The following is a 21,044-nucleotide window of genomic DNA, read 5'->3' as shown; positions in this document are numbered from 1 at the left end:
GTCGATTAGTTGCCGGGAAAAGCTGATTGCATACTCCTTGGGCAGTCCTGCACTATAAAGCCGCTTACCTGTGCAGCGGCCTTAGTCGGCGCCTTGTCCGCGCATCTCTTCCAGCACATCGGCCCGGCAGACCACGATCTGCGACCGCTTGGTAACGACGATTCCCTTCTCCTGCATGCGCTTGAGGCTGATCGTGACCCATTGGCGGGTGGCGCCGACCATGTGGGCAATGTCGGCATGGGTGAAGGCAGCCGCGATCACCCGACCGTCGCCATCCTCGACCCCGTAGAGATCGACGAGGTGTAGCAGCAGGTGCGCAAGACGCTGCGTGATCGAGCGCGTTCCCAGCATCTGGGCCAGCGCCGAATAGCACTTGCCTTTGAAGGTGAGGCCTTCGATCAGGCCGATGGCCAGGTTGGGGATCTCTACGGCAAGCGACCGCAGCTCCTTTCCGGGCAGGTGCACGACGCTGCAATTGCTGGATGCAACCCCCGACCATTGATGCACGGTGCCCTCGAACACTTCTGGTCCGCCGACGAAATTGCCGACATGCCAGTAGGCCAGCGTGATCTCGCGCCCGAGTGGCGAAGTGTAGAACACGCGGATGCGGCCGCTTTCGATCAGCCAGATGCCGTCATGCTTGCCGCCCTGGCTGAACAGCGTCTGGCCGCGGTTGAGCACTTTGCGGCGGCCCTGCTTCAGCACCAACTCGCGCTCGCGCTGGCCGAGCTTGTCCATCAGCGGCGGCGGCCCGCCGATCCATTGCTGGTTTTCGGTGAGCAGCAGCGAGGAGCTGCCCGCAGGCCGGACTGCCGGGGAAACCGCCCCGCGAACCGCACTCGCCGCCTGCAACATCGTTTGCCTCCGGAACGTTGAAATCGTTCCAAAGAGGAGCAATGTCCGTGCCAGATGGGGGAAGGGCGAAGCCTCCTCGGCCGTCATGCCCGGGCTTGTCCCGGGCATCCACGTGTTTTCTCAATTTTGGCAGTTCGTGGATGGCCGCGACAAGCCCGGCCATGACGCTGGTGACGAAGATCAGACGTTCAGGATGCAGAGTTGTCTGCCGGCAGCCAAACTCAGCAAAAATGGCTTCGGATAAATCCCGCGGTTATGCCCATCCGAGAACGCGATGTTCACTCCATAGCCGAGATCCCCGATCTCGGTGATCGCAATCCCTGGAAACGCTTCCGGGAAGCGGCCGTCGAACCGAGCGCGGGTGCAGTGGGCGCATTTGCAGGAGAGACGCAGCTGCTCGGCGGGAACGCTGAACGCGTCGCCCTCGGTGGTGCGGACGATCAGTGTCGCGAGATCGGCGCTGGCTTCATAGTCGGCCACGGTCGGTGCCACCAATGCGGTCATGGTCATGACGAACCTCCGTCTTCCTCCTACGTCGGTGCGGATGCGCGCGAATAGCAACTAATTGCCGGCGCAGGCCTGGCCGCGTGCCTGCTCTTCAACCACCGCCCGCCAAATGTGAAACTAATCGACCGGGAATTCGACTTCCGCGTTGCCGGAATCCGCTCTCTCCGAAATCTTGCGCGCCAACGAGGACTGAGGAGAGACGATGAGCGCATTTCAGAAGGAAACGGTTTTGTCGGTCCGGCACTGGACCGAGTCCCTATTCAGCTTCACCGCGACGCGCGATCCCGGCTTTCGCTTCCAGAATGGCCAGTTCGCGATGATCGGCCTGGAGGTCGAGGGCAAGCCGTTGATGCGGGCCTATAGCATGGCCAGCGCCAACCATGAGGAAGAGCTCGAATTCTTCTCGATCAAGGTGCAGGATGGTCCGCTGACCTCGCGCCTGCAGACGATCAGGGAAGGCGACATCATCCTGGTCGGCCGCAAGGCGACGGGCACACTGATCACCGGCAATCTCATCCCGGGCAAGCGTCTGCTGCTGCTGTCGACCGGGACCGGGCTCGCACCCTTTGCCAGCCTGATCAAGGACCCCGATGTCTACGAGAATTACGAGACCATCGTGCTCGCCCATGGCTGCCGCCAGGTCTCCGAGCTCGCCTATGGCGAGCACCTCGTCGAAGGCTTGCGCAATCACGAATTCTTCGGGCCGCTGATCCGCGACAAGCTTGTCTATTACCCGACCGTGACCCGCGAGCCGTTCAGGAATCGCGGTCGCATCACCGATCTGATCGCGTCGAACCAGATGTTTGACGATCTCGGCCAATCCGGCCTCGATATCGAGGCCGATCGCATCATGCTGTGCGGCAGCCCGGCGATGCTCGACGAACTGCCCGCGATGTTCTCCGCGCGCGGCTTCGTCGAGGGCAACCACAGCCAGCCCGGCCATTTCGTGATCGAAAAGGCCTTCGTCGAGCGCTGAGGCGCAAATCGCGTCCCGGCGACAACTAATTGCTATCGCCGGGACGTCACCTGAACAAATCTGATGCAAAGCGCCGGACCTGCCGGCGAACCAGGAGCAAGCGATGGCACTAGATCAGATCGTCGACGGACTTTCGGAGGTTTCCTGCGACGTGCTCGTCATCGGTGGCGGCACGGCCGGCCCGATGGCCGCCCTGAAGGCGAAGCTGAAGAATCCGAAGGCCAATGTCGTCCTGCTCGAAAAGGCCAACGTCAAGCGCTCCGGCGCGATCTCGATGGGCATGGACGGTCTGAACAACGCCGTCATCCCCGGCTACGCGACGCCGGAGCAATACACCAAGGAAATCACCATCGCCAACGACGGCATCGTCGACCAGAAGGCGGTCTATAAATACGCGCAAAATTGCTACAAGATTGTCGAGGAGCTCGACAGTTTCGGCATCCGCTTCCTGAAGAACGAGAACGGCGATTACGCCGTCAAGAAGGTGCATCACATCGGCAGCTACGTTCTGCCGATGCCAAACGGCGAGACCGTGAAGAAGGCGCTGTATCGCCAGCTCCGCCGTGCCCGCATCCTGATCTCCAACCGCTACATGGCGACGCGGCTGCTCAAATCCACCGACGGCCGTATCGCCGGCGCAATCTCCGTCAACACCCGCACCGCCGAGATCCTCGTCATCAAGGCCAAGGCCGTGATTCTCTGCATGGGCGCCGCCGGTCGGCTCGGTCTGCCGACCTCGGGCTACATGTTCGGCACCTACGAGAACGCCGCCAATTCCGGTGACGGCTATTCCATGGCCTATCACGCCGGCGCTGCGCTCGCGAATCTCGAATGCTATCAGATCAACCCGCTGATCAAGGACTACAACGGCCCGGCCTGCGCCTACGTCGCCGGTCCCTTCGGCGCTTTCACCGCCAACAACGAAGGCTCCCGCTTCATCGAATGCGACTACTGGTCCGGCCAGATGATGCTGGAGTTCTACAACGAGCTGTTGTCCGGCAAGGGGCCGGTGTTCCTCCAGCTCAAGCACCTCCATCCGAACACCATCGAGGAAATCGAATCCACGCTGCACAAGGTCGAGCGTCCGACGCGCGGCCTGTTCCAGCAAGGACGCGGCATCGACTACCGCAAGGAGTCGATCGAGATGCACATCTCGGAAATCGGCTTCTGCTCGGGCCACAGCGCCTCCGGTGTGTTCGTGGACGACAATGCCCGCACCACCGTGCCCGGCCTCTACGCCGCCGGCGACATGGCGAGTGTGCCCCACAACTACATGCTTGGTGCCTTCACCAACGGTTCGGTCGCGGGCACCGACGCGATGGAATTTGCCGAGAACCATGACTTCGCGGAGTTCGATGCTGCCGAAGTCGCAAAGGAGCGCGACCGCGTGATGGCGCCGACCAAGCGCGAGGACGGCATCCCGCCGAACCAGGTCGAGTACAAGACCCGCCGCCTCGTCAACGACTATCTGCAGCCGCCGAAGGTGACGCGCAAATACGAGCTCGGCATGCGTCGCCTCGCCGAGGCAAGGGAAGACATGCAGGAGCGCATGATCGCGCGCAATGCGCATGAATTGCTGCGCGCCCTCGAAGTGCAGTCGATCATGGATTGCGCCGACATGGCGGTGCATGCCTCGCTCTATCGCGAGGAGAGCCGCTGGGGCCTCTATCACTGGCGCACGGATTTTCCGGAGAAGGACAACGAGAACTGGTTCTGCCATACGCTGCTCAGCAAGCAGCATGGCAAGATGACCAGCGAGAAGCGTGCCGTGGAGCCCTATGTCGTGCCGATCGCGGACGACGAGAAGGACCTCTACGACAAGCAGCGCATCCGCGCCACCGCCTGATCCACCGCCAATTGCAAGCAACAGGAGACATAAAATGCCTCTCGCTTCCCATCAGACCTCGGTTCCGGTGGTCGTCGACGACGCCAAATGCATCGCCGACAAGGGTTGCACCGTCTGCGTCGACGTCTGCCCGCTCGACGTGCTCCGCATCAGCGACATGACCGGCAAAGCCTACATGGCCTATGACGAGTGCTGGTACTGCATGCCCTGCGAGGCCGATTGCCCGACCGGCGCCGTCACCGTCAACATTCCCTATCTGTTGAGGTGATCATGTCGAGCCCGTTCGAATCTTACGACGATCTCGAAGACGCCGACGAGCGGCTCCAGGCCGCCGATCCCGGCGAGCGCCGCGTCGCCATCATCGCGCTCGGCCATTCCGGCGATCCCGCGGCCGTCGGCCATCTCGCCAACATGGCCGCCGATCCCGATGCCGGTGTGCGCCAGCAGGTCGCGATGGCGCTCGGCGAGTTCGACGGGCCGGAAGCAGCAGGTGCGCTGGTGAAGCTGCTGGTTGATCCCGAGAGAATCGTCGCAGCGGCCGCGGCCGATAGCATGGCCGAGTTCAAGGATCCGGCTTGCGCCGATGTCATCCTGCCGCTGGTCAGGCACGCCCACGCTTTCGTGCGCATGGGCGCGCTGCGCGCGCTGAAGGAGCTGCGCCGCAAGGATATGCTCAAGCCGGCGCTGGAAGCGCTGCAGGATACCGAGGCCGCCGTGCGCGTGCAGGCGATCGGCGTGATCGGTTTTCTCAAGCTGGAGGAATCCATTCCAGCGTTGACCGCACTGATCAACGACCCCGATGCGCATGTACGGCGTGCGGCAGTAAGCGCGCTGGCCTTCTCGCAGATGAAGCCCGCGGCGGAGACGGTGACGCGCGCACTGAAGGACACCGACTGGATGGTCCGCGAGATGGCGGCGGAGACGCTCGGTCTCAACGTCAACGGATTGATCGCCGCCGATCAGCTCGTCGGCGCGCTCGCCGACGAGTTCTGGCAGGTGCGGCTGAAGGCGATCCGCAGCCTCGGCAAGATGAAGATCGAGCGCGCGGTGCGCCCGATCGGCAATTGCGTCAACCACGACCAGGCGAATCTGCGGAAGGAAGCCGCCGCCGCGCTCGGCGAGATCGCCCATCCTGACGGCGAGGCGTTCCTGGCCGTCATAGCCGACGATCCCGATCCCGATGTTCGCAAGAACGCGCGCTGGGCGCTCCAGCAAATTGCGGCCCGAAAGGCGCGGGCAGGGGCATAGAAGCGGGGCGCGCTGCTGCTCTGGACTTCCCCCGCCAGACGTTTATTGGTCTTCGCCAATGGGATTGGCTGCCGCATAAACGCGGTCAATCCAAGAAATTGCGAGGACGCGGCCATGACGACTTTGACTGTCAAAGACCTTCTCCCCGAGGATGGAACGAAGGGGACGCTGGTCGGCCGCGTCTGGCTGCCGCAGGCGAACGGCCCGGCCGTTGTTGCCGTGCGCAGCGACGGCGTCTTCGACGTCACCGCCAAATTCCCGACCGTCAGCGCGCTATGCGAGGAGGACAATCCGGCCAAGGCGCTGGCCGCGACGAAGGGCGAACGCATCGGCGATCTCGATGCCACCGTCGCCAATACGGCGCCCGATGGGCGCGATCCGAATAAGCCCTGGCTGCTCGCGCCGGTCGACCTGCAGACCCTGAAAGCGGCCGGCGTCACCTTCGCGATTTCGATGCTGGAGCGCGTGATCGAGGAGCGGGCGAAGGGCAACCCGGCCTCGGCCGAAGCGATCCGGAAAGAGGTGACGCGGCTGATCGGTGACGATCTCTCAAAGCTCAAGCCGGGCTCGGATCAGGCGATGCACCTGAAGCAGGTGCTGATCGACCAGAACGCCTGGAGCCAATATCTCGAAGTCGGCATCGGCCCAGATGCCGAGGTCTTCACCAAAGCGCCGACCTTGTCGTCGGTCGGTACCGGCATGGATGCCGGGCTGCATCCGAAGTCGACCTGGAACAATCCCGAGCCGGAACTCGTGCTGTTCGTGTCGAGCCGCGGCAAGATCGTCGGCGGCGCGCTCGGCAACGACGTGAATTTGCGCGACTTCGAGGGACGTTCGGCGCTGCTGTTGTCGAAGGCCAAGGACAACAACGCGTCCTGTTCGATCGGCCCTCTGCTGCGGCTGTTCGACGACAGTTTTTCGCTCGACGATGCGCGCAAGCTCGACATCAGCCTGAACGTGAAGGGGGCGGACGGTTTTGTCCTCGACGGCCATTCCTCGATCAGCATGATCAGCCGTGATCCGACCGATCTGGTCGCGCAGACGATCGGCAAGGTGCATCAATATCCGGATGGATTCGTGTTGTTCCTCGGCACGATGTTCGCGCCGGTCAGGGATCGCGATGCGCCGGGGCAGGGGTTCACTCACAAGCGCGACGACATCGTTACGATCGCTGCACCTCAGCTCGGCAAGCTCGTCAACCGCATGCGCACCAGCGACGAATGCGAGCCCTGGACCTTCGGCATCGGTGCGCTGATGAAGAACCTGGCGCAGCGCAAGGTGATTTAGTTTCTTCGCCTCTTCCCGCTTGTGCCTCGTCATGGCCGGGACAAGCCCGGGCACGACGCGTTGCTGAGCGCGCAGTCGACCCACAAATTTTCCTTCATCTTTGCGTTGCATCCGTGGAACAAAATCGCGCCAGGCGTGTCGTCTGCGCAGCTCGCCAGCACCCCGATGTCATTTGGCCAAATAGTCAGATAATATGACTATACGAGGCCAATTTTCCGTGAAATAGTGCCTCCGCCGCCTCGAAGGTCGGCCTGAGGGTGCCATGCTACCAAGCGGTGCCCCGGATAACATCTTGGGAGACACGCCTGATGACCCTCAAAGCCCTCTTTGCGGCCAGCGCCACAGCCGCGTTGCTGCTCGCACTGCCGGCCCATGCCGCAGAGCTCACCATCGGCTTCTCGCAGATCGGATCGGAATCCGGCTGGCGCGCGGCCGAGACCTCGGTCTCCAAGCAGGAGGCCGCCAAGCGCAAGGTCAATCTCAAGATCGCCGACGCGCAGCAGAAGCAGGAGAACCAGATCAAGGCGATCCGCTCCTTCATCGCGCAGAATGTCGATGCGATCTTCCTCGCGCCCGTGGTCTCGACCGGCTGGGATTCCGTGCTGAAGGAAGCCAAGGAGGCCAAGATCCCGGTCGTGCTGCTCGATCGCGACATCGACCCTTCCGGCAAGGAACTCTATCTCACCGCCGTCACCTCGGACAGCGTGCACGAAGGCGCGGTCGCTGGCGACTGGCTGGCCAAGACCGTCGGCGACAAGGCCTGCAACATCGTCGAGTTGCAGGGCACGGTGGGTGCCAGCGTCGCCGCCAATCGCAAGAAGGGCTTTGACACCGCCATCGCCAAGCACGCCAATTTGAAGGTGGTGCGCAGCCAGACCGGTGACTTCACCCGTGCCAAGGGCAAGGAAGTCATGGAGAGCTTCATCAAGGCCGAAGGCGGCGGCAAGACGATCTGCGCGGTCTACGCCCACAATGATGACATGATGGTCGGAGCGATCCAGGCCATGAAGGAAGCCGGCCTCAAGCCGGGCAAGGACATCCTCACGGTGTCCATCGACGCGGTCCCCGATATCTTCAAGGCGATGGTCGCCGGCGAAGCCAATGCGACGGTCGAGCTGACACCGAACATGGCGGGGCCGGCCTTCGACGCCGTCGCGGCGTTCAAGGAGAAGGGCACCGTTCCGCCGAAGTGGATTCAGACCGAATCCAGGCTTCTCACGGCTGCCGACGATCCGCAGAAGGAATACGACAGCAAGAAGGGCCTCGGTTACTGAGGCGGGCGCTTCGCCGGACCACGCTTTGTGGTCCGGCCCCCTTCGAATCCGCCGCACGAACGAATAGGCTGGGTGTCCGCAGCATAAGCGGGCGCCGGTGGGAGTGACGTCGTTATGGAGAACAGCCTTGATCCTGCTCCTTCCCTGTTGGAGGCGCGCGGGATCAGCAAGAGCTTCGGAGCGGTGCGCGCGTTGCAGGAGGTCGACTTCACGCTTCGCGCCGGCGAGATCCATGCGTTGCTCGGCGAGAACGGTGCCGGCAAGTCCACGCTGATCAAGGTCATCACCGGCGTATTCCCGCGCGATGCCGGTGTCGTCGGCCTCGGCGGCGAAGAGGTCGCGCCGCGTTCGGCCAAGGCGGCGCTTGAGGCCGGCATTGCCACGGTCTACCAGGAGGTCAACCTGCTGCCGAACCTGTCGGTGGCGCAGAACCTGTTTCTCGATCGCCAGCCGATGCGTTTCGGCATCGTGCGCGAAGGCGAGATGCGCCGCCGCGCCAAGACGCTGCTCATGGAGTTCGGTCTCGACATCGACGTTGCCGCGCCGCTCGGCAATTATTCAATCGCCATCCAGCACGTCACCGCGATCGCCCGCGCGGTAGATCTCTCCGCACGCGTGCTGATCCTGGACGAGCCGACCGCGAGTCTCGACCGTCACGAGGTGGACATCCTCTTCGGCATCATGCGCCAGCTTGCCAGGCACGGCATCGGCATCGTCTTCGTCAGCCATTTCCTCGATCAGGTCTACGAGATCTCCGACCGCATCACCGTCTTGCGCAATGGCCGCCTGGTCGGCGAGCGCGAGACCGCCTCGTTGTCGCGGCTCGAGTTGATCCGGATGATGCTCGGTCGCGAGCTGGCGGAGACCACCAGTGCGCGGGCGGTGGCCGGTGAGCACAAGGCGCGTGAGGTCTGCGCCAGTTTCGAGAACTACGGCAAGGCCGGCTATGTCGCTCCGTTCAATCTCGAGCTGCGCCATGGCGAGGTCGTCGGCCTCGCCGGGCTGCTTGGCTCGGGCCGCACCGAGACGGCGCGGCTGGTGTTCGGCGCCGAGCGCGCGGATGGCGGGCAGGCAAAAGTGGAGGGGACGCCCGTGCGACTCCAGTCGCCGCGCGACGGCGTACGCCATGGCTTTGGCTATTGCCCGGAGGAGCGCAAGACTGATGGCATCGTTGCCGAGCTGACTGTGCGCGAGAACATCGTGCTGGCGCTCCAGGCCAAGCGCGGCCTGCATCGGCCGCTGTCGCGGCGCGAGCAGGACGAGATCGCACGCCGTTACGTCAAGATGCTCGACATCCGCCCGCCCGAGGCCGAGCGCCCCGTGGGTCTGCTGTCCGGCGGCAACCAGCAAAAGGTGTTGCTGGCGCGCTGGCTCGCGACTTCGCCGCGGCTCCTTGTGCTGGACGAGCCCACGCGCGGCATCGATGTCGGCGCACATGCCGAGATCATCCGCCTGATCCGCGAGCTCTGCGACGACGGGCTGGCGCTGCTCGTGATCTCCTCCGAGTTGGACGAGATCGTGACCTATTCCGATCGCGTGGTCGTGCTGCGCGATCGTGCCCATGTCGAGGAGCTCACAGGCGAGGCGGTCGACGTCACCAATATTCTCGCGGCCATCGCCGCCGACGGTGCCGCGATCCAGGAGGCGCGGGCATGACCGCGCTGTTGCCGCGCCGCGGCCTTGCCCAGATTCTCGCGCTGATCGTCATCCTCGCGGTCGACCGCGTGGTGTCGCCGCAATTCTTCGATCTGCGCCTTCAGGATGGCCGTCTGTTCGGCAGCGTCATCGACGTGCTCAACCGCGGCACGCCGGTGGCGCTGCTCTCGCTCGGCATGGTACTGGTGATCGCGACGCGCGGCATCGATCTCTCGGTTGGTGCGGTGATGGCGATCTCCGGCGCGATCGCGGCAAGCCTTGCCGACGGCCACAGCCTGCCGGTGGTGCTGGCTGCGGCGCTCGGCACAGGCCTTGTCTGCGGCCTTTGGAACGGTTTTCTCGTCGCGGTGCTCGGCATGCAGCCGATCGTGGCCACGCTGATCCTGATGGTGGCGGGACGCGGCATCGCCCAACTGATCACCGAAGGGCGCATCGTGACGTTCTCCTCACCGGACCTGGTGTGGCTCGGCAATGGCGCCATTCTCGGCCTGCCGGTTCCGATTGCGATTGCGCTTGGCATGCTGATCCTCACCGGCGCGGTGGTGCGCGGTACCGCGCTCGGACTCCTGATCGAGGCGACCGGCGGCAATGCGCGGGCGAGCGAGCTGGCCGGCGTCGGCACCCGCGCGATGATCCTTTCGGTCTATGTCTGGTGCGGCGTCTGCGCCGCGCTCGCCGGCGTAATCGCGGCAGCCGACATCATGGGGGCGGACGCCAACAATGCCGGGCTCTGGCTCGAGCTCGACGCGATTCTCGCGGTCGTGATAGGTGGCACCTCACTGTTCGGCGGGCGCTTCAGCCTCGTCCTGGCGGTGTTGGGCGCGCTGATCATCCAGACCATGAACACCGGCATCCTGCTGTCCGGCTATCCGCCGGAGTTCAACCTGCTGGTCAAGGCCGTGGTGGTGCTCGCGGTGCTGCTGCTGCAATCGCCGAAACTGTCGGGTTTTGCCGGCATGATGGCGCGGCTGCGGAGGACGAAGCCATGAAAGGCCTGCCGCCCGTTCTCATCACGGCCATCGTGCTTGTCCTTGGCTTCGCAGCCTGCGCCGTGCAATTCCCCAACATTGCCTCGACCCGCGTGGTCGGCAATCTCCTCACCGACAACGCCTTCCTCGGCATCGTCGCGACCGGCATGACCTTCGTCATCATCTCCGGCGGTATCGACCTCTCCGTCGGCTCCGTGATCGGCTTCACCACCGTGTTCGTGGCGCTCGCGATCGAGCACTGGGGCGTGCCGCCGCTGGTCGCTTTCGTCGCGATCCTCGCGCTCTCGGCGGCCTTCGGCGCCGCGATGGGCGCCGTGATCCATGTTTTCGACCTGCCGCCCTTCATCGTGACGCTCGCCGGCATGTTTTTGGCGCGCGGCGCCAGCTTCCTGCTGTCGACGGAATCGGTGCCGATCACTGCGCCGGTCTACTCGACCGTGTCCGACTTCGCGTTGCGCATGCCCGGCGGCGGGCGGCTGACCGCGATCGCCATCATCATGCTCGCGATCGTGATCGGCGGCGCTTTGTTGTTGCGTCTCACCCGGTTCGGCGCCAACGTCTACGCACTTGGCGGCGGCCGGTCGACCGCGAGCCTGATGGGCGTCGCGGTCGGCAAGATGACGATCAAAATCTACATGCTTTCGAGCCTGCTCGCCGGCATCGCCGGCATCGTCTTCTCCTTCTACACCAGCGCGGGCTACTCGCTCTCGGCGGTCGGCGTCGAACTCGACAGCATCGCGGCCGTGGTCATCGGCGGCACGTTGCTGACGGGCGGGCAGGGCTCGGTGATCGGCACCTTCCTCGGCGTGCTGATCCAGGGCATGATCCAGACCTACATCAATTTCGACGGCACGCTGTCGAGCTGGTGGACCAAGATCGCGACCGGCGTCTTGCTGTTCGTCTTCATTGCCTTGCAGCAAGGGCTGGTCGCGCTGGCGCGCCGGCCGGTGGCGAAGCGCGCGGGAGCCGTCTCATGACCTCGCGCATCGTCGTCATCCCGACACGACGGGCTCACTCCAACCACGCGGAGGTGGCGCGCTCGATCGGTGTCGACATCATCGCGGGCCGTTACGCGGAAGGAACGCGGGTGCCGGGCGATGCCGAGCTGACCGCAATGTTCGGCGTGTCACGGCCGGTGTTGCGCGAAAGTGTGAAGACGCTGGTCGCCAAGGGGCTTCTGACCACGAAGGCGCGGGTCGGCACCGTCGTGCGCGAGCGCACGGCCTGGAACATGTTCGACGCCGACGTCCTGGCCTGGCATCTCGATGCCGGCATCGACAAACGCTTCCTCAACGACCTCGCCGAGATCCGTCTCGCGGTCGAGCCGCGGGCGGCGGTGCTGGCGGCGAAGCAGCGGTCGGAGGCTGATGTCGCCGAACTTCGCCGCTGCATGGAACGCATGCGGCTCGAGGCGTCCGATTCGGTCAGCTTTGCCGATGCCGATCTCGCGCTGCATGTTGCGGTGGCGCGGGCATCGGGTAATCTGTTCATGCGCTCGATCGGGCATGTGATCGAGGCCGCGTTGCGCGCCTCGTTCCTGCTCAGTGCCCCGGTCGAGCCGGAGGACCGCGACACCGTGCTGCTCTGGCATCAGAAGATCGTCGATGCGATCGCAGCTGGCGATGCCGAGACGGCGTCGGAGGCGATGGTCTATGTCATTCACAACGGCATGCGCCGTCACGAGGGCACCGTGATCGAGACGGCCCCCGCCGAGCCGCGGCCGTCCGCGGAAAGTGGAGAACAAGCGTGACTGAATTTCGCATCGCCATCGTCGGCTTCGGCAAGATCGCGCGCGACCAGCATGTCGGCGCGATCGCCGCGACGCCGGGCGCGATGCTCGCCGCAGTCGCGAGCCGCAACGCTTCACTGCCCGAATTGCCGCATTTTGCGACCATCGAGGAGCTGCTGGAGAAGGGGCCGCCGATCGATGCGGTGTCGCTGTGCACGCCGCCGCAGGTGCGACGCGCCCAGGCCGCGGCCGCGCTTGCCGCCGGCAAGCATGTCATGCTCGAGAAACCGCCCGGCATCGGCGTCTCCGAGCTCGATCCGCTGACCGCGATGGCGACGGAGGCCAAGCGCACGCTGTTTGCGACCTGGCATTCGCGCCATGCGCCGGCGGTCGAGCCGGCCCGCGAATGGCTGGCTGCGCGCCGGATCAAGTCGGTGCACATCAATTGGAAGGAAGACGTCCGCGTCTGGCATCCCGGTCAGGCTTGGATCTGGGAGCCCGGCGGGCTCGGCGTGTTCGATCCCGGCATCAACGCGCTGTCGATCCTGACCCGCATCCTGCCGAAGCCGGTGTTCGTCACGGCGGCAGAGCTTGCCTTTCCAGCCAATTGCCAGTCGCCGATTGCCGCCAATTTGACGCTGACCGATATCGGCGGCCTGCCGATTACGGCCGAGTTCGACTTCCGCCAGACCGGGCCGCAGAGCTGGGATATCGTCGCGGAAACCGATCAGGGGCGGATGATTTTGTCCCGCGGCGGCAGGATCATGGCGGTTGACGACAAGGTTGTTGCCGACGCGCCCGATCAGGAATATCGCGAGCTGTACCGGCGCTTTGTCGCGCTCGCCGCCACCGGAACGAGCGACGTCGATCTGGCGCCGCTTCGCCTCGTCGCCGACGCCTTTCTGCTCGGCAAGCGCACTCTGGTCGAACCATTTGTGGACTGAACATGGCTGGCTCGAAAATAACAAAAGATGTTTTCGGAACGCTGCCGGACGGCCGCAATGTCGAGCGCATCGCGCTGCGCGGCGAGGGCGGCTTCGAAGCCCGGATCATCACCCATGGCGCGGTGATCCAGGCGCTGATCGCGCCGGCCGCCAAGGGCGGTACCGACGATGTCGTGCTCGGCCATGACGCCTTCGCCGGCTATCTCGCCGAACGGAAGTTCTTTGGCGCCACCGTCGGCCGCTACGCCAACCGCATTGCCAACGGGCAGTTTTCGCTCGATGGCGAAACCTTCCAGCTTCCCGTCAACAACGGCCCGAATGCGCTGCACGGCGGCCTCGACGGTTTCGACTGCAAGCTCTGGGACATTGCCGAGATCGACGATGGCGCCAAGCCTGCGGTCACGCTGACCTACACGAGCCCGGACGGCGAAGAAAATTATCCCGGCAAGCTCGACGTGCGCCTGACCTACAGTGTCACCGGCCCGACCGAGCTTTCTCTCATGATGGAGGCGCGGACCGACCGTCCGACCATCGTCAACCTGACCAACCACAGCTTCTTCAATCTGGAAGGCGCCACGTCCGGCACGCCCATCCTCGATCACAAGCTCACGGTCGCCGCCGAGCACTTCCTCGCCATCGACCCCACCGCCATTCCGCTGCCCGAGCCGCCGCGCGCGGTGGCGGGCACGCCGTTCGATTTTAGCGAAGCACGCCCGGTCGGCGCGCGCATCCGCGAGAGCGACCCGCAATTGCGCAATGGCAAGGGCTACGATCACACTTACTGTCTCGCGCGCGATGGCAAGCTCGCGCTCGCGGCGCGGCTCGAGGCGCCGCGCTCGGGACGGATCATGGAGCTGCTTACCGATCAGCCCGGCCTTCAGGTCTATTCCGGCAACTATCTCGACGGCACGATCTCGGGCAAGGGCGGCAAGCTGATCCGGCAGTCGGATGCGATTTGCCTGGAACCGCAGATGTGGCCGAATTCGCCGAACCGGCCGGACTTCCCCAGCCCGCGCCTCGATCCCGGCGGCATCTACCGGCATCACACCGTCTATCGCTTCGCAGTGAGGGCGCCATGACGGAAGAGGTGCCGACCTCCGTCCTCTCCGACCATCCTTGTCATCTCGGCGAAGGGCCGACCTATGACGTCACCACCGATACCGCATGGTGGTTTGACATCCGCGAAGGGCGCCTGTTCGAGGCAAATCTCGGCAGCGGCGCGGTCCGCGTCCACGCGCTCGGCCGGATGGCGAGCGCGCTCGGGCGGATCGATGCCGAGCGCCAGCTGATCGTCGCGGAGGACGGGCTTTACATCCGCGCGCGCGTCGATGGTGCAATGACGCTGTTCCGGCCGCTCGAAGCGGATAATCCCGCCACGCGCTCCAATGATTGCCGCGTGCACCAATCCGGCACGTTCTGGATCGGCACCATGGGCCGCAAGGCCGAGCGAGGGGCCGGCGCCATCTACGCGCTCCACCGTGGCAAGATCTCGACGCTGTTTCCCGGCATCAGCATTCCCAACTCGATCTGCTTCTCGCCGGATGGCGCGACCGGCTACTTCACCGATACCGCGCGCGCCGTGCTCTATGCGGTGCCGCTCAATCCCGCCACCGGCCTGCCGCGCGGCGAGCCGGAGGTGCTGCTGCGCCACACCGGCATCGGCGGGCTCGACGGCTCGGTGTGCGACGCCGACGGGCAGATATGGAACGCCTGCTGGGGTGCCAGCCGCGTCGATGTCTATTCCCCGCAAGGCGAGCGTCTGCGCTCGTTGCGCGTGCCGGCCAAGCAGGCGAGTTGTCCCGCCTTTGTCGGCCCGGATCTGTCGCGCCTGCTCGTCACATCCGCGTGGCAGGATATGGACGCCGAGGCCCGCGCCGCCGATCCGCAAGCCGGCTGCACTTTTCTGTTACACGCATCCGCGCGCGGTCGCGCGGAGCCCGACGTCAAGCTCGCATAGGAGATCCGAAGCCGACCTCTACCGACGTTCTCGACGACTTAAGAAACAGTCAGACACCCAAAGGGAGTGAAGCATGTTGAAGTTGAAGACGACATTTCTCGCATTGGCGCTCGCCGGCGCCGCAACGATGGCCGCAGGCGTTACCGCCTCCGCGCAGGAGAAGGCAACGGTCGGCATCGCGATGCCGACAAAATCCTCGGCGCGCTGGATCGACGACGGCAACAACATGGTCAAGACCTTGAAGGAGCGCGGCTACAACACCGACCTGCAATATGCCGAAGACGACATCCCGAACCAGCTTTCGCAGGTCGAGAACATGGTGACCAAGGGCGCGAAGGCGCTGGTGATCGCCGCCATCGACGGCACCACGCTGTCGGACGTGCTCAAGCAGGCCAAGGCCAAGGGCATCATCGTGATCGCCTATGACCGCCTGATCCGCGGCACGCCGAATGTCGATTACTACGCGACCTTCGACAATTTCCAGGTCGGCGTGCTGCAGGCGCAGTCGATCGAGAAGGGGCTTGGCCTCAAGGAAGGCAAGGGCCCGTTCAACATCGAGCTGTTCGGCGGCTCGCCCGACGACAACAACGCCTACTTCTTCTACAATGGCGCGATGAGCGTGCTGAAGCCCTATATCGACAGCGGCAAGCTCGTGGTCGTCTCCGGCCAGATGGGCATGGACAAGGTCGCGACCTTGCGCTGGGACGGCGCTACCGCCCAGGCGCGCATGGACAATCTGCTCAGCGCCTACTACGGCAACAAGAAGATCAATGCCGTATTGTCGCCCTATGACGGCATTTCGATCGGCATCATCTCCTCGTTGAAGGGCGTCGGCTACGGCAGCGCCGACCAGCCGATGCCGATCATCTCGGGCCAGGACGCCGAAGTGCCGTCGATCAAGGCCATGCTGCGCGGAGACCAGTATTCCACCATCTTCAAGGATACCCGTGATCTCGCCAAGGTAACCGCCGACATGGTCGATGCCGCGCTCGCCGGCAAGCAGGTCACTGTGAACGACACCAAGACCTACGAGAACGGCGTCAAGACCGTTCCCTCGTATCTGCTCAAGCCGGTCGTGGTCTACAAGGACAATTGGGAGAAGGTTCTGGTTGACAGCGGCTACTACAAGAAGTCGCAATTCCAGTAAGAACTTCTCTTTCTCCCTCTCCCCGTTCTTGCGGGGAGAGGGACCTGACAGATGGAACAAAACCGATGACCGCCATGCTGGAGATGCGTAACGTCAGCAAGAGCTTTTCGGGTGTGCAGGCGCTGCGCGACGTCAATTTCTCGGTCGAGGCCGGGCAGATCCACGCCCTCGTCGGCGAGAATGGCGCCGGCAAGTCGACCTTGATGAAGGTGCTGAGCGGCGTCTATCCCGCAGGCAGCTACGAAGGCACCATCGTCTTCGAGGGCGAGGAGCGCCGCTTCCGTGATATCAACGATTCCGAGGCGCTTGGCATCATTATCATCCACCAGGAGCTGGCGCTGATCCCGCTGATGTCGATCGCGGAAAACATCTTTCTCTCTCATCCGCCGTCGAGGCTCGGCGTGATCGATCGCAATGAGGTCTACCGGCGCACCCGCGAGCTGCTCGCGCAGGTCGGCTTGAAGGAGTCGCCGGATACGCTGATCACCGATCTCGGCGTCGGCAAGCAGCAGCTGGTCGAGATCGCGAAAGCGCTGTCCAAGCGCGTGCGGATGCTGATCCTGGACGAGCCGACCGCGAGTCTCAACGAGGCCGACAGCGCCGCGCTGCTCGAACGCCTGATGGCGTTCCGCGGGCAGGGCATCGGCTCGATCCTGATCTCGCACAAGCTCAACGAGGTTGCCCGCGTCGCCGACCACATTACCGTGCTGCGCGACGGCCGCACCGTCGACAGCATCGATTGCCACGCCGAGCCGATCCGGGAAGACCGCATCATCCGCAGCATGGTCAATCGCGATCTCGCCCATCGTTTCCCCGAGCGCAGCGCGAAAATAGGCGAGCCCGTGCTCGAAGTGACCAACTGGTCGGTCTATCACCCCATTCATCCCGAACGGCAGGTCATCAAGAACGTCAATTTCGGCGTCAAGCGCGGCGAGGTCGTCGGCATCGCCGGGCTGATGGGGGCGGGCCGCACCGAGTTCGCCATGAGCCTGTTCGGCCGGTCCTGGGGTACCAATATCAGCGGCCGCATCGCCCTCGAAGGCCATGAGATCGCGCTGTCGAATGTTGCCGCCGCGATCGACGCCGGGCTTGCCTATGTCACCGAGGACCGCAAGCAACTCGGCCTGATCCTCGCCGACGACGTTCGCAAGAACATTACGCTTGCGAGTCTCGACCAGGTTGCGCCGGGGAGGGTGATCGACGACATCGCCGAACTGAAGGTGGCCAGCGATTACCGCAACCGCATGCGCATCCGCTGTTCCGACGTCTATCAGGAAACCGGCCAGCTCTCCGGTGGGAACCAGCAGAAGGTCGTGTTGTCGAAATGGCTGATGACCGACCCAAAAGTGCTGATCCTCGACGAGCCGACCCGGGGCGTCGACGTCGGTGCCAAATACGAGATTTACTGTATCATCAACGAGCTGGCGGAGGCCGGCCGTGGCGTCGTGGTGATCTCCTCGGAGATGCCCGAGCTGCTCGGCATCTGCGACCGCATCTGCGTCATGAACGACGGCGCCTTCGTCGGCGAGTTCCCGGGCGCTGAGGCGACGCAGGAAAAGATCATGCGCGCTATCATGCGCAACGAACGAAGCAATGGCAACGGCGCGGCCGAGGTCGCGGAGATGGGAGGATCGCGGCCATGACCGACAAGACGGTTTCGCTGCCGGAGGAGCGCCGCCACGGCAGCTTCATCAAGAACAATTTGCGCAACTACGGCATGCTGATGTCGCTGATCGCGATCATGCTGTTTTTTCAGGTCATGACCGGTGGGACGCTGCTCCAGCCGCTCAACCTGACCAATCTGGTGCTCCAGAACAGCTACATCGTCATCATGGCGCTGGGCATGCTGCTGGTGATCGTCACCGGCCACATCGATCTCTCGGTCGGTTCGGTAGCGGGCTTTGTCGGCGCGGTCGCGGCGGTGCTGATGGTGAGCTACAAGGTCGACTACACGCTCGCTTTCATCGCCTGCCTCGTGCTCGGCGCGGCCATTGGCGCTGCGCAGGGCTATTGGGTCGCCTATTTCAAGATCCCGTCCTTCATCGTGACCCTGGCCGGCATGCTGGTGTTTAAGGGCCTTGCGCTCGCGGTGTTGCAGGGCCAGTCGCTCGGACCGTTCCCGTCGACCTTCCAGAAGCTCTCATCGGGCTTCATTCCCGAATTGCTGCCCGAAGCCGGCACACTGCATCCGACCTCGATGCTGATCGGTGCTGTGCTGGCGTTGGGACTGGTCTACGCCAGCGCCAAGAGCCGCACGCGTGAAGTGTCGCACGGTATCGAGGTTGAGCCCTATGCGTTCTTCCTGGGCAAGAGCATCGTGCTCGCTTGCGCCGTGCTCTATTTCACCTATCTGATCGCCTCGCATCGCGGCCTGCCCAACGTGCTGGTGATCATGACCGCGCTGATCGCGCTCTACGGCTTCGTCACCCGCCGCACCGTGATCGGCCGGCAGGTCTACGCGGTCGGGGGCAATGCCAAGGCGGCAAAATTGTCGGGCATCAAGACCGAGCGGTTGACCTTCCTCACCTTCGTCAACATGGGCGTGCTTGCCGCACTCGCCGGCCTCGTCTTTGCCGCCCGCCTCAACACCGCGACCCCGAAAGCGGGCCTCGGCTTCGAGCTCGACGTCATCGCCGCCTGCTTCATCGGCGGCGCCTCCGCCTATGGCGGCGTCGGGCGCGTCGGCGGCGCCGTGGTCGGCGCCATGATCATGGGCGTGATGAACAACGGCATGTCCATCCTCGGGATCGGCATCGACTATCAGCAGGTGATCAAGGGCCTGGTGCTGCTCGGGGCGGTGTGCATCGACGTGTATAACCAGCGGCGGTGAGGCGGCGTAGCCCGGATGGAGCGAAGCGAAATCCGGGACACTGTTCCTGCATTCAGCTTCGCGTCATGCGGGCTACGGCGGCGTTACTGCGTGGTGAACAGTATCGTGGCGATTGCGACGGATAGGCTCACGGCCGAAACCGTTGCAACGGTTGACAGCACGCCCATCTTCCGCAGCGCGATTGCGAAGACGATGATGATCGGCGTTGCGGTGACCAGCCCAAATTGTGCTTCGCTCATTGTTGATCACCACTCCATGGAAAGCTGATGCGTTCCTATCGCGCTCCGGCGTTCGCCAGTTTGTCCGGCGACAAATTCGGAACGGGACGGGTGAGCTAAGGCTGGCCGGGGGTCCTGATCCGGAAGAGCAGATGTCGGCGGCTGGTTGCGAACAACAGGGAACCGGCTGGGGAATCCTGGAGGGCCTCCCCGGCGATCCCATGATCTGGGTGCTAATCTTCAGCGAGTTCGCCGCCTTCGGCCTGTTTCTCGGCGCCCTTCGTCGTCGCCCGCGCGATCCATCCGGCGGTGTTCGCGGCGGGGCAGGCCATGCTTGATTCGAATCTTGCTGGCCTCAACACCGTCGTGCTGGTGACCAGCGGCTGGGCGGCCGCCCGCGCGACGAAAGAGGCGCGCGCCGGACGGAGGTCGACGGCCCGTTACTGGCTCCTCATTGCCATGGCGCTCGGGGGCTTCTTCATCGCGATCAAGCTCGCCGAGTATGCCGGAGAGATCGGTCGCGGTATCGGCCTCGAAACCAGCCCGTTCTTCACGCTCTACTTCCTCCTGACCGGCTTCCATCTCTTGCACGTCGGCCTCGGCATCGTGATCCTCGGCGTGGTCTGCCGCCGCGCCGAGACGGTGGGCGTCGAAACCGGCGCCGCGTTCTGGCACATGGTCGATCTGATCTGGATCGTCATGTTCCCGATCCTCTATCTAGTGCGGTGACTGTGCCGGATCGCCTGGACATCACCTGGATCGCGCTGATCGGCCTCGCGCTCGCGACCCTGCTGGTGCCGCCGCTGCTGCCGCGGCCGCTGCTTGCGAACGCGCTGGTCTTGGTCCTTGCCGCCATCAAAGGGCGCCGGATTGCGCTCGATTTCCTCGATCTGCGGGCCGCGCCCGCGCTCTGGCGCGGCCTCGTCAACGCCTGGATCGTCATCCTCGTGCTGTTTGCCTGGCTCGCCTCGGCCATCGTCACCTTGATCTGACGCGGCCAACGCTTGCGTTCATTGCGCCCCGACAAAGACCCGTCCGGGCCGATCGGCAAGATACAGCATCACTGTTTCCTCACGACAGGACCCACACGGAAAGGACTGGCAATGGCTGAACGCCTGACCAAGTCGGCGGCTCGAAACGTCTTCTACGGCGGCTCGGCCTTCTTCTTCGCGATCTTCATAGGGCTGACCGCGCACAGCCACTACTACATGGTCACGACCTCGACCGACGCGCCCACGCTGACCGCATCAGTTGCGCGCGGCAAGCATGTCTGGGAGCGCAACTCCTGCATCAACTGCCACACGCTGCTCGGCGAGGGCGCTTATTTCGCACCGGAGCTCGGCAACGTCTGGGATCGGTGGGGCGGCAAGGAGGATCCGGCCGGTGCGCGCGAAACGCTAAAGGCTTGGATGCAGTCGCAGCCATCGGGCGCGGAGGGCCGGCGGCAGATGCCGCAGTTCAATCTCAGCGATCAGGAGCTCAATGATCTCGCCGACTTCCTGCAATGGGTGAGCACCATCAAGCGCCAGGACTGGCCGCCGAACAAGGCCGGCTGAGCCCACAGCTTTCCTCTTCAAGACA

The 21,044-nt window shown here is 64.2% G+C and carries 21 protein-coding genes and 1 pseudogene; 19 read left to right on the top strand and 3 right to left on the bottom strand.

Going from position 1 to position 21,044, the window contains the following annotated elements:
- Window positions 1-81: 81 nt before the first annotated feature.
- Window positions 82-855 carry a Crp/Fnr family transcriptional regulator gene (locus JJE66_RS24055; protein WP_200516956.1) on the bottom strand — a complete coding sequence of 258 codons (774 nt, stop codon included), beginning with the start codon at window positions 853-855 and terminating at the stop codon, window positions 82-84.
- A gap of 180 nt (window positions 856-1,035) precedes the next feature.
- On the bottom strand, window positions 1,036-1,365 hold the full coding sequence (locus tag JJE66_RS24050; RefSeq protein WP_200516955.1) for a DUF971 domain-containing protein: 330 nt from the start codon (window positions 1,363-1,365) through the stop codon (window positions 1,036-1,038).
- 199 nt (window positions 1,366-1,564) lie between these two features.
- On the opposite strand from JJE66_RS24050, the gene JJE66_RS24045 reads away from it, so the two are divergent.
- From JJE66_RS24045 to mmsB, 16 genes are all read left to right on the top strand, one after another.
- On the top strand, window positions 1,565-2,338 hold the full coding sequence (locus tag JJE66_RS24045; protein ID WP_200516954.1) for a ferredoxin--NADP reductase: 774 nt from the start codon (window positions 1,565-1,567) through the stop codon (window positions 2,336-2,338).
- Between the two features lie 103 nt (window positions 2,339-2,441).
- Window positions 2,442-4,184, top strand: coding sequence for a fumarate reductase/succinate dehydrogenase flavoprotein subunit (locus tag JJE66_RS24040; protein WP_200516953.1), 1,743 nt, complete (start codon window positions 2,442-2,444; stop codon window positions 4,182-4,184).
- 34 nt (window positions 4,185-4,218) lie between these two features.
- The gene (locus JJE66_RS24035; RefSeq protein ID WP_092226673.1) at window positions 4,219-4,452 is read left to right on the top strand and encodes a ferredoxin family protein; all 234 of its coding nucleotides are present in this window, start codon (window positions 4,219-4,221) and stop codon (window positions 4,450-4,452) included.
- A 2-nt stretch (window positions 4,453-4,454) separates the two neighbouring features.
- Window positions 4,455-5,432: a HEAT repeat domain-containing protein gene (locus JJE66_RS24030; RefSeq protein ID WP_200516952.1), complete on the top strand. Its 978-nt coding sequence runs from the start codon at window positions 4,455-4,457 to the stop codon at window positions 5,430-5,432.
- A gap of 114 nt (window positions 5,433-5,546) precedes the next feature.
- Window positions 5,547-6,719: a fumarylacetoacetate hydrolase family protein gene (locus JJE66_RS24025; protein ID WP_200516951.1), complete on the top strand. Its 1,173-nt coding sequence runs from the start codon at window positions 5,547-5,549 to the stop codon at window positions 6,717-6,719.
- Between the two features lie 308 nt (window positions 6,720-7,027).
- Complete coding sequence (gene ytfQ, locus JJE66_RS24020) at window positions 7,028-7,993, top strand: galactofuranose ABC transporter, galactofuranose-binding protein YtfQ (protein ID WP_200516950.1); 966 nt, start codon at window positions 7,028-7,030, stop codon at window positions 7,991-7,993.
- 114 nt (window positions 7,994-8,107) lie between these two features.
- Window positions 8,108-9,649, top strand: a complete 1,542-nt coding sequence (locus JJE66_RS24015; RefSeq protein ID WP_200516949.1) for a sugar ABC transporter ATP-binding protein — start codon at window positions 8,108-8,110, stop codon at window positions 9,647-9,649.
- On the top strand, window positions 9,646-10,638 hold the full coding sequence (locus JJE66_RS24010) for an ABC transporter permease (protein ID WP_200516948.1): 993 nt from the start codon (window positions 9,646-9,648) through the stop codon (window positions 10,636-10,638). Before JJE66_RS24015 ends, JJE66_RS24010 begins: the two co-directional genes overlap by 4 nt.
- On the top strand, window positions 10,635-11,615 hold the full coding sequence (yjfF, locus tag JJE66_RS24005; protein WP_200516947.1) for a galactofuranose ABC transporter, permease protein YjfF: 981 nt from the start codon (window positions 10,635-10,637) through the stop codon (window positions 11,613-11,615). Before JJE66_RS24010 ends, yjfF begins: the two co-directional genes overlap by 4 nt.
- Window positions 11,612-12,388, top strand: a complete 777-nt coding sequence (locus tag JJE66_RS24000) for a FadR/GntR family transcriptional regulator (RefSeq protein ID WP_200516946.1) — start codon at window positions 11,612-11,614, stop codon at window positions 12,386-12,388. The genes yjfF and JJE66_RS24000 overlap by 4 nt, the downstream gene beginning before the upstream one ends.
- Window positions 12,385-13,311 carry a Gfo/Idh/MocA family protein gene (locus JJE66_RS23995; RefSeq protein WP_200516945.1) on the top strand — a complete coding sequence of 309 codons (927 nt, stop codon included), beginning with the start codon at window positions 12,385-12,387 and terminating at the stop codon, window positions 13,309-13,311. Before JJE66_RS24000 ends, JJE66_RS23995 begins: the two co-directional genes overlap by 4 nt.
- Before the next feature lie 2 nt (window positions 13,312-13,313).
- Window positions 13,314-14,390, top strand: a complete 1,077-nt coding sequence (locus JJE66_RS23990; RefSeq protein ID WP_200516944.1) for an aldose epimerase family protein — start codon at window positions 13,314-13,316, stop codon at window positions 14,388-14,390.
- Window positions 14,387-15,268: an SMP-30/gluconolactonase/LRE family protein gene (locus JJE66_RS23985; protein ID WP_200516943.1), complete on the top strand. Its 882-nt coding sequence runs from the start codon at window positions 14,387-14,389 to the stop codon at window positions 15,266-15,268. Before JJE66_RS23990 ends, JJE66_RS23985 begins: the two co-directional genes overlap by 4 nt.
- Before the next feature lie 73 nt (window positions 15,269-15,341).
- Window positions 15,342-16,415, top strand: a complete 1,074-nt coding sequence (chvE, locus tag JJE66_RS23980) for a multiple monosaccharide ABC transporter substrate-binding protein (RefSeq protein ID WP_200516942.1) — start codon at window positions 15,342-15,344, stop codon at window positions 16,413-16,415.
- A 65-nt stretch (window positions 16,416-16,480) separates the two neighbouring features.
- Window positions 16,481-18,058, top strand: a complete 1,578-nt coding sequence (mmsA, locus tag JJE66_RS23975; RefSeq protein WP_200516941.1) for a multiple monosaccharide ABC transporter ATP-binding protein — start codon at window positions 16,481-16,483, stop codon at window positions 18,056-18,058.
- On the top strand, window positions 18,055-19,245 hold the full coding sequence (gene mmsB, locus JJE66_RS23970) for a multiple monosaccharide ABC transporter permease (protein WP_200516940.1): 1,191 nt from the start codon (window positions 18,055-18,057) through the stop codon (window positions 19,243-19,245). The genes mmsA and mmsB overlap by 4 nt, the downstream gene beginning before the upstream one ends.
- 83 nt (window positions 19,246-19,328) lie before the next feature.
- Here the strand turns inward: mmsB and JJE66_RS23965 are convergent, their stop codons facing one another.
- Window positions 19,329-19,484, bottom strand: coding sequence for a hypothetical protein (locus tag JJE66_RS23965; RefSeq protein ID WP_200516939.1), 156 nt, complete (start codon window positions 19,482-19,484; stop codon window positions 19,329-19,331).
- A 131-nt stretch (window positions 19,485-19,615) separates the two neighbouring features.
- Between JJE66_RS23965 and JJE66_RS23960 the strand changes: the two are divergent.
- The 3 genes and pseudogenes from JJE66_RS23960 (at window position 19,616) to JJE66_RS23950 (ending at window position 21,019) form a co-directional block, all read left to right on the top strand.
- A pseudogene (locus JJE66_RS23960) lies at window positions 19,616-20,192 on the top strand (cytochrome c oxidase subunit 3 family protein).
- Between the two features lie 2 nt (window positions 20,193-20,194).
- Window positions 20,195-20,455: a cytochrome C oxidase subunit IV family protein gene (locus JJE66_RS23955; protein ID WP_200516938.1), complete on the top strand. Its 261-nt coding sequence runs from the start codon at window positions 20,195-20,197 to the stop codon at window positions 20,453-20,455.
- Between the two features lie 111 nt (window positions 20,456-20,566).
- Window positions 20,567-21,019 (top strand): cytochrome c, encoded by a 453-nt coding sequence (locus tag JJE66_RS23950; RefSeq protein WP_200516937.1) that lies wholly within the window; start codon window positions 20,567-20,569, stop codon window positions 21,017-21,019.
- Window positions 21,020-21,044: the final 25 nt, after the last annotated feature.

It is taken from the genome of Bradyrhizobium diazoefficiens, assembly GCF_016612535.1.
GTDB lineage: Bacteria > Pseudomonadota > Alphaproteobacteria > Rhizobiales > Xanthobacteraceae > Bradyrhizobium > Bradyrhizobium diazoefficiens_C.
This window is presented reverse-complemented; position numbering and strand designations above follow the sequence as displayed.

Excerpts from the sequence above, each read along its gene's own strand:
- ytfQ (WP_200516950.1), top strand. The coding sequence starts at position 7,028 with ATGACCCTCAAAGCCCTCTTTGCGGCCAGCGCCACAGCCGCGTTGCTG.
- JJE66_RS24040 (WP_200516953.1), top strand. The coding sequence starts at position 2,442 with ATGGCACTAGATCAGATCGTCGACGGACTTTCGGAGGTTTCCTGCGAC.
- yjfF (WP_200516947.1), top strand. The coding sequence starts at position 10,635 with ATGAAAGGCCTGCCGCCCGTTCTCATCACGGCCATCGTGCTTGTCCTT.
- JJE66_RS24050 (WP_200516955.1), bottom strand. The coding sequence starts at position 1,365 with ATGACCATGACCGCATTGGTGGCACCGACCGTGGCCGACTATGAAGCC.
- JJE66_RS24000 (WP_200516946.1), top strand. The coding sequence starts at position 11,612 with ATGACCTCGCGCATCGTCGTCATCCCGACACGACGGGCTCACTCCAAC.
- JJE66_RS24035 (WP_092226673.1), top strand. The coding sequence starts at position 4,219 with ATGCCTCTCGCTTCCCATCAGACCTCGGTTCCGGTGGTCGTCGACGAC.
- JJE66_RS24045 (WP_200516954.1), top strand. The coding sequence starts at position 1,565 with ATGAGCGCATTTCAGAAGGAAACGGTTTTGTCGGTCCGGCACTGGACC.
- JJE66_RS23985 (WP_200516943.1), top strand. The coding sequence starts at position 14,387 with ATGACGGAAGAGGTGCCGACCTCCGTCCTCTCCGACCATCCTTGTCAT.
- JJE66_RS23990 (WP_200516944.1), top strand. The coding sequence starts at position 13,314 with ATGGCTGGCTCGAAAATAACAAAAGATGTTTTCGGAACGCTGCCGGAC.
- mmsA (WP_200516941.1), top strand. The coding sequence starts at position 16,481 with ATGACCGCCATGCTGGAGATGCGTAACGTCAGCAAGAGCTTTTCGGGT.
- JJE66_RS24025 (WP_200516951.1), top strand. The coding sequence starts at position 5,547 with ATGACGACTTTGACTGTCAAAGACCTTCTCCCCGAGGATGGAACGAAG.
- JJE66_RS23965 (WP_200516939.1), bottom strand. The coding sequence starts at position 19,484 with ATGAGCGAAGCACAATTTGGGCTGGTCACCGCAACGCCGATCATCATC.
- JJE66_RS24015 (WP_200516949.1), top strand. The coding sequence starts at position 8,108 with ATGGAGAACAGCCTTGATCCTGCTCCTTCCCTGTTGGAGGCGCGCGGG.
- mmsB (WP_200516940.1), top strand. The coding sequence starts at position 18,055 with ATGACCGACAAGACGGTTTCGCTGCCGGAGGAGCGCCGCCACGGCAGC.
- JJE66_RS24055 (WP_200516956.1), bottom strand. The coding sequence starts at position 855 with ATGTTGCAGGCGGCGAGTGCGGTTCGCGGGGCGGTTTCCCCGGCAGTC.
- chvE (WP_200516942.1), top strand. The coding sequence starts at position 15,342 with ATGTTGAAGTTGAAGACGACATTTCTCGCATTGGCGCTCGCCGGCGCC.
- JJE66_RS23950 (WP_200516937.1), top strand. The coding sequence starts at position 20,567 with ATGGCTGAACGCCTGACCAAGTCGGCGGCTCGAAACGTCTTCTACGGC.
- JJE66_RS24030 (WP_200516952.1), top strand. The coding sequence starts at position 4,455 with ATGTCGAGCCCGTTCGAATCTTACGACGATCTCGAAGACGCCGACGAG.
- JJE66_RS24010 (WP_200516948.1), top strand. The coding sequence starts at position 9,646 with ATGACCGCGCTGTTGCCGCGCCGCGGCCTTGCCCAGATTCTCGCGCTG.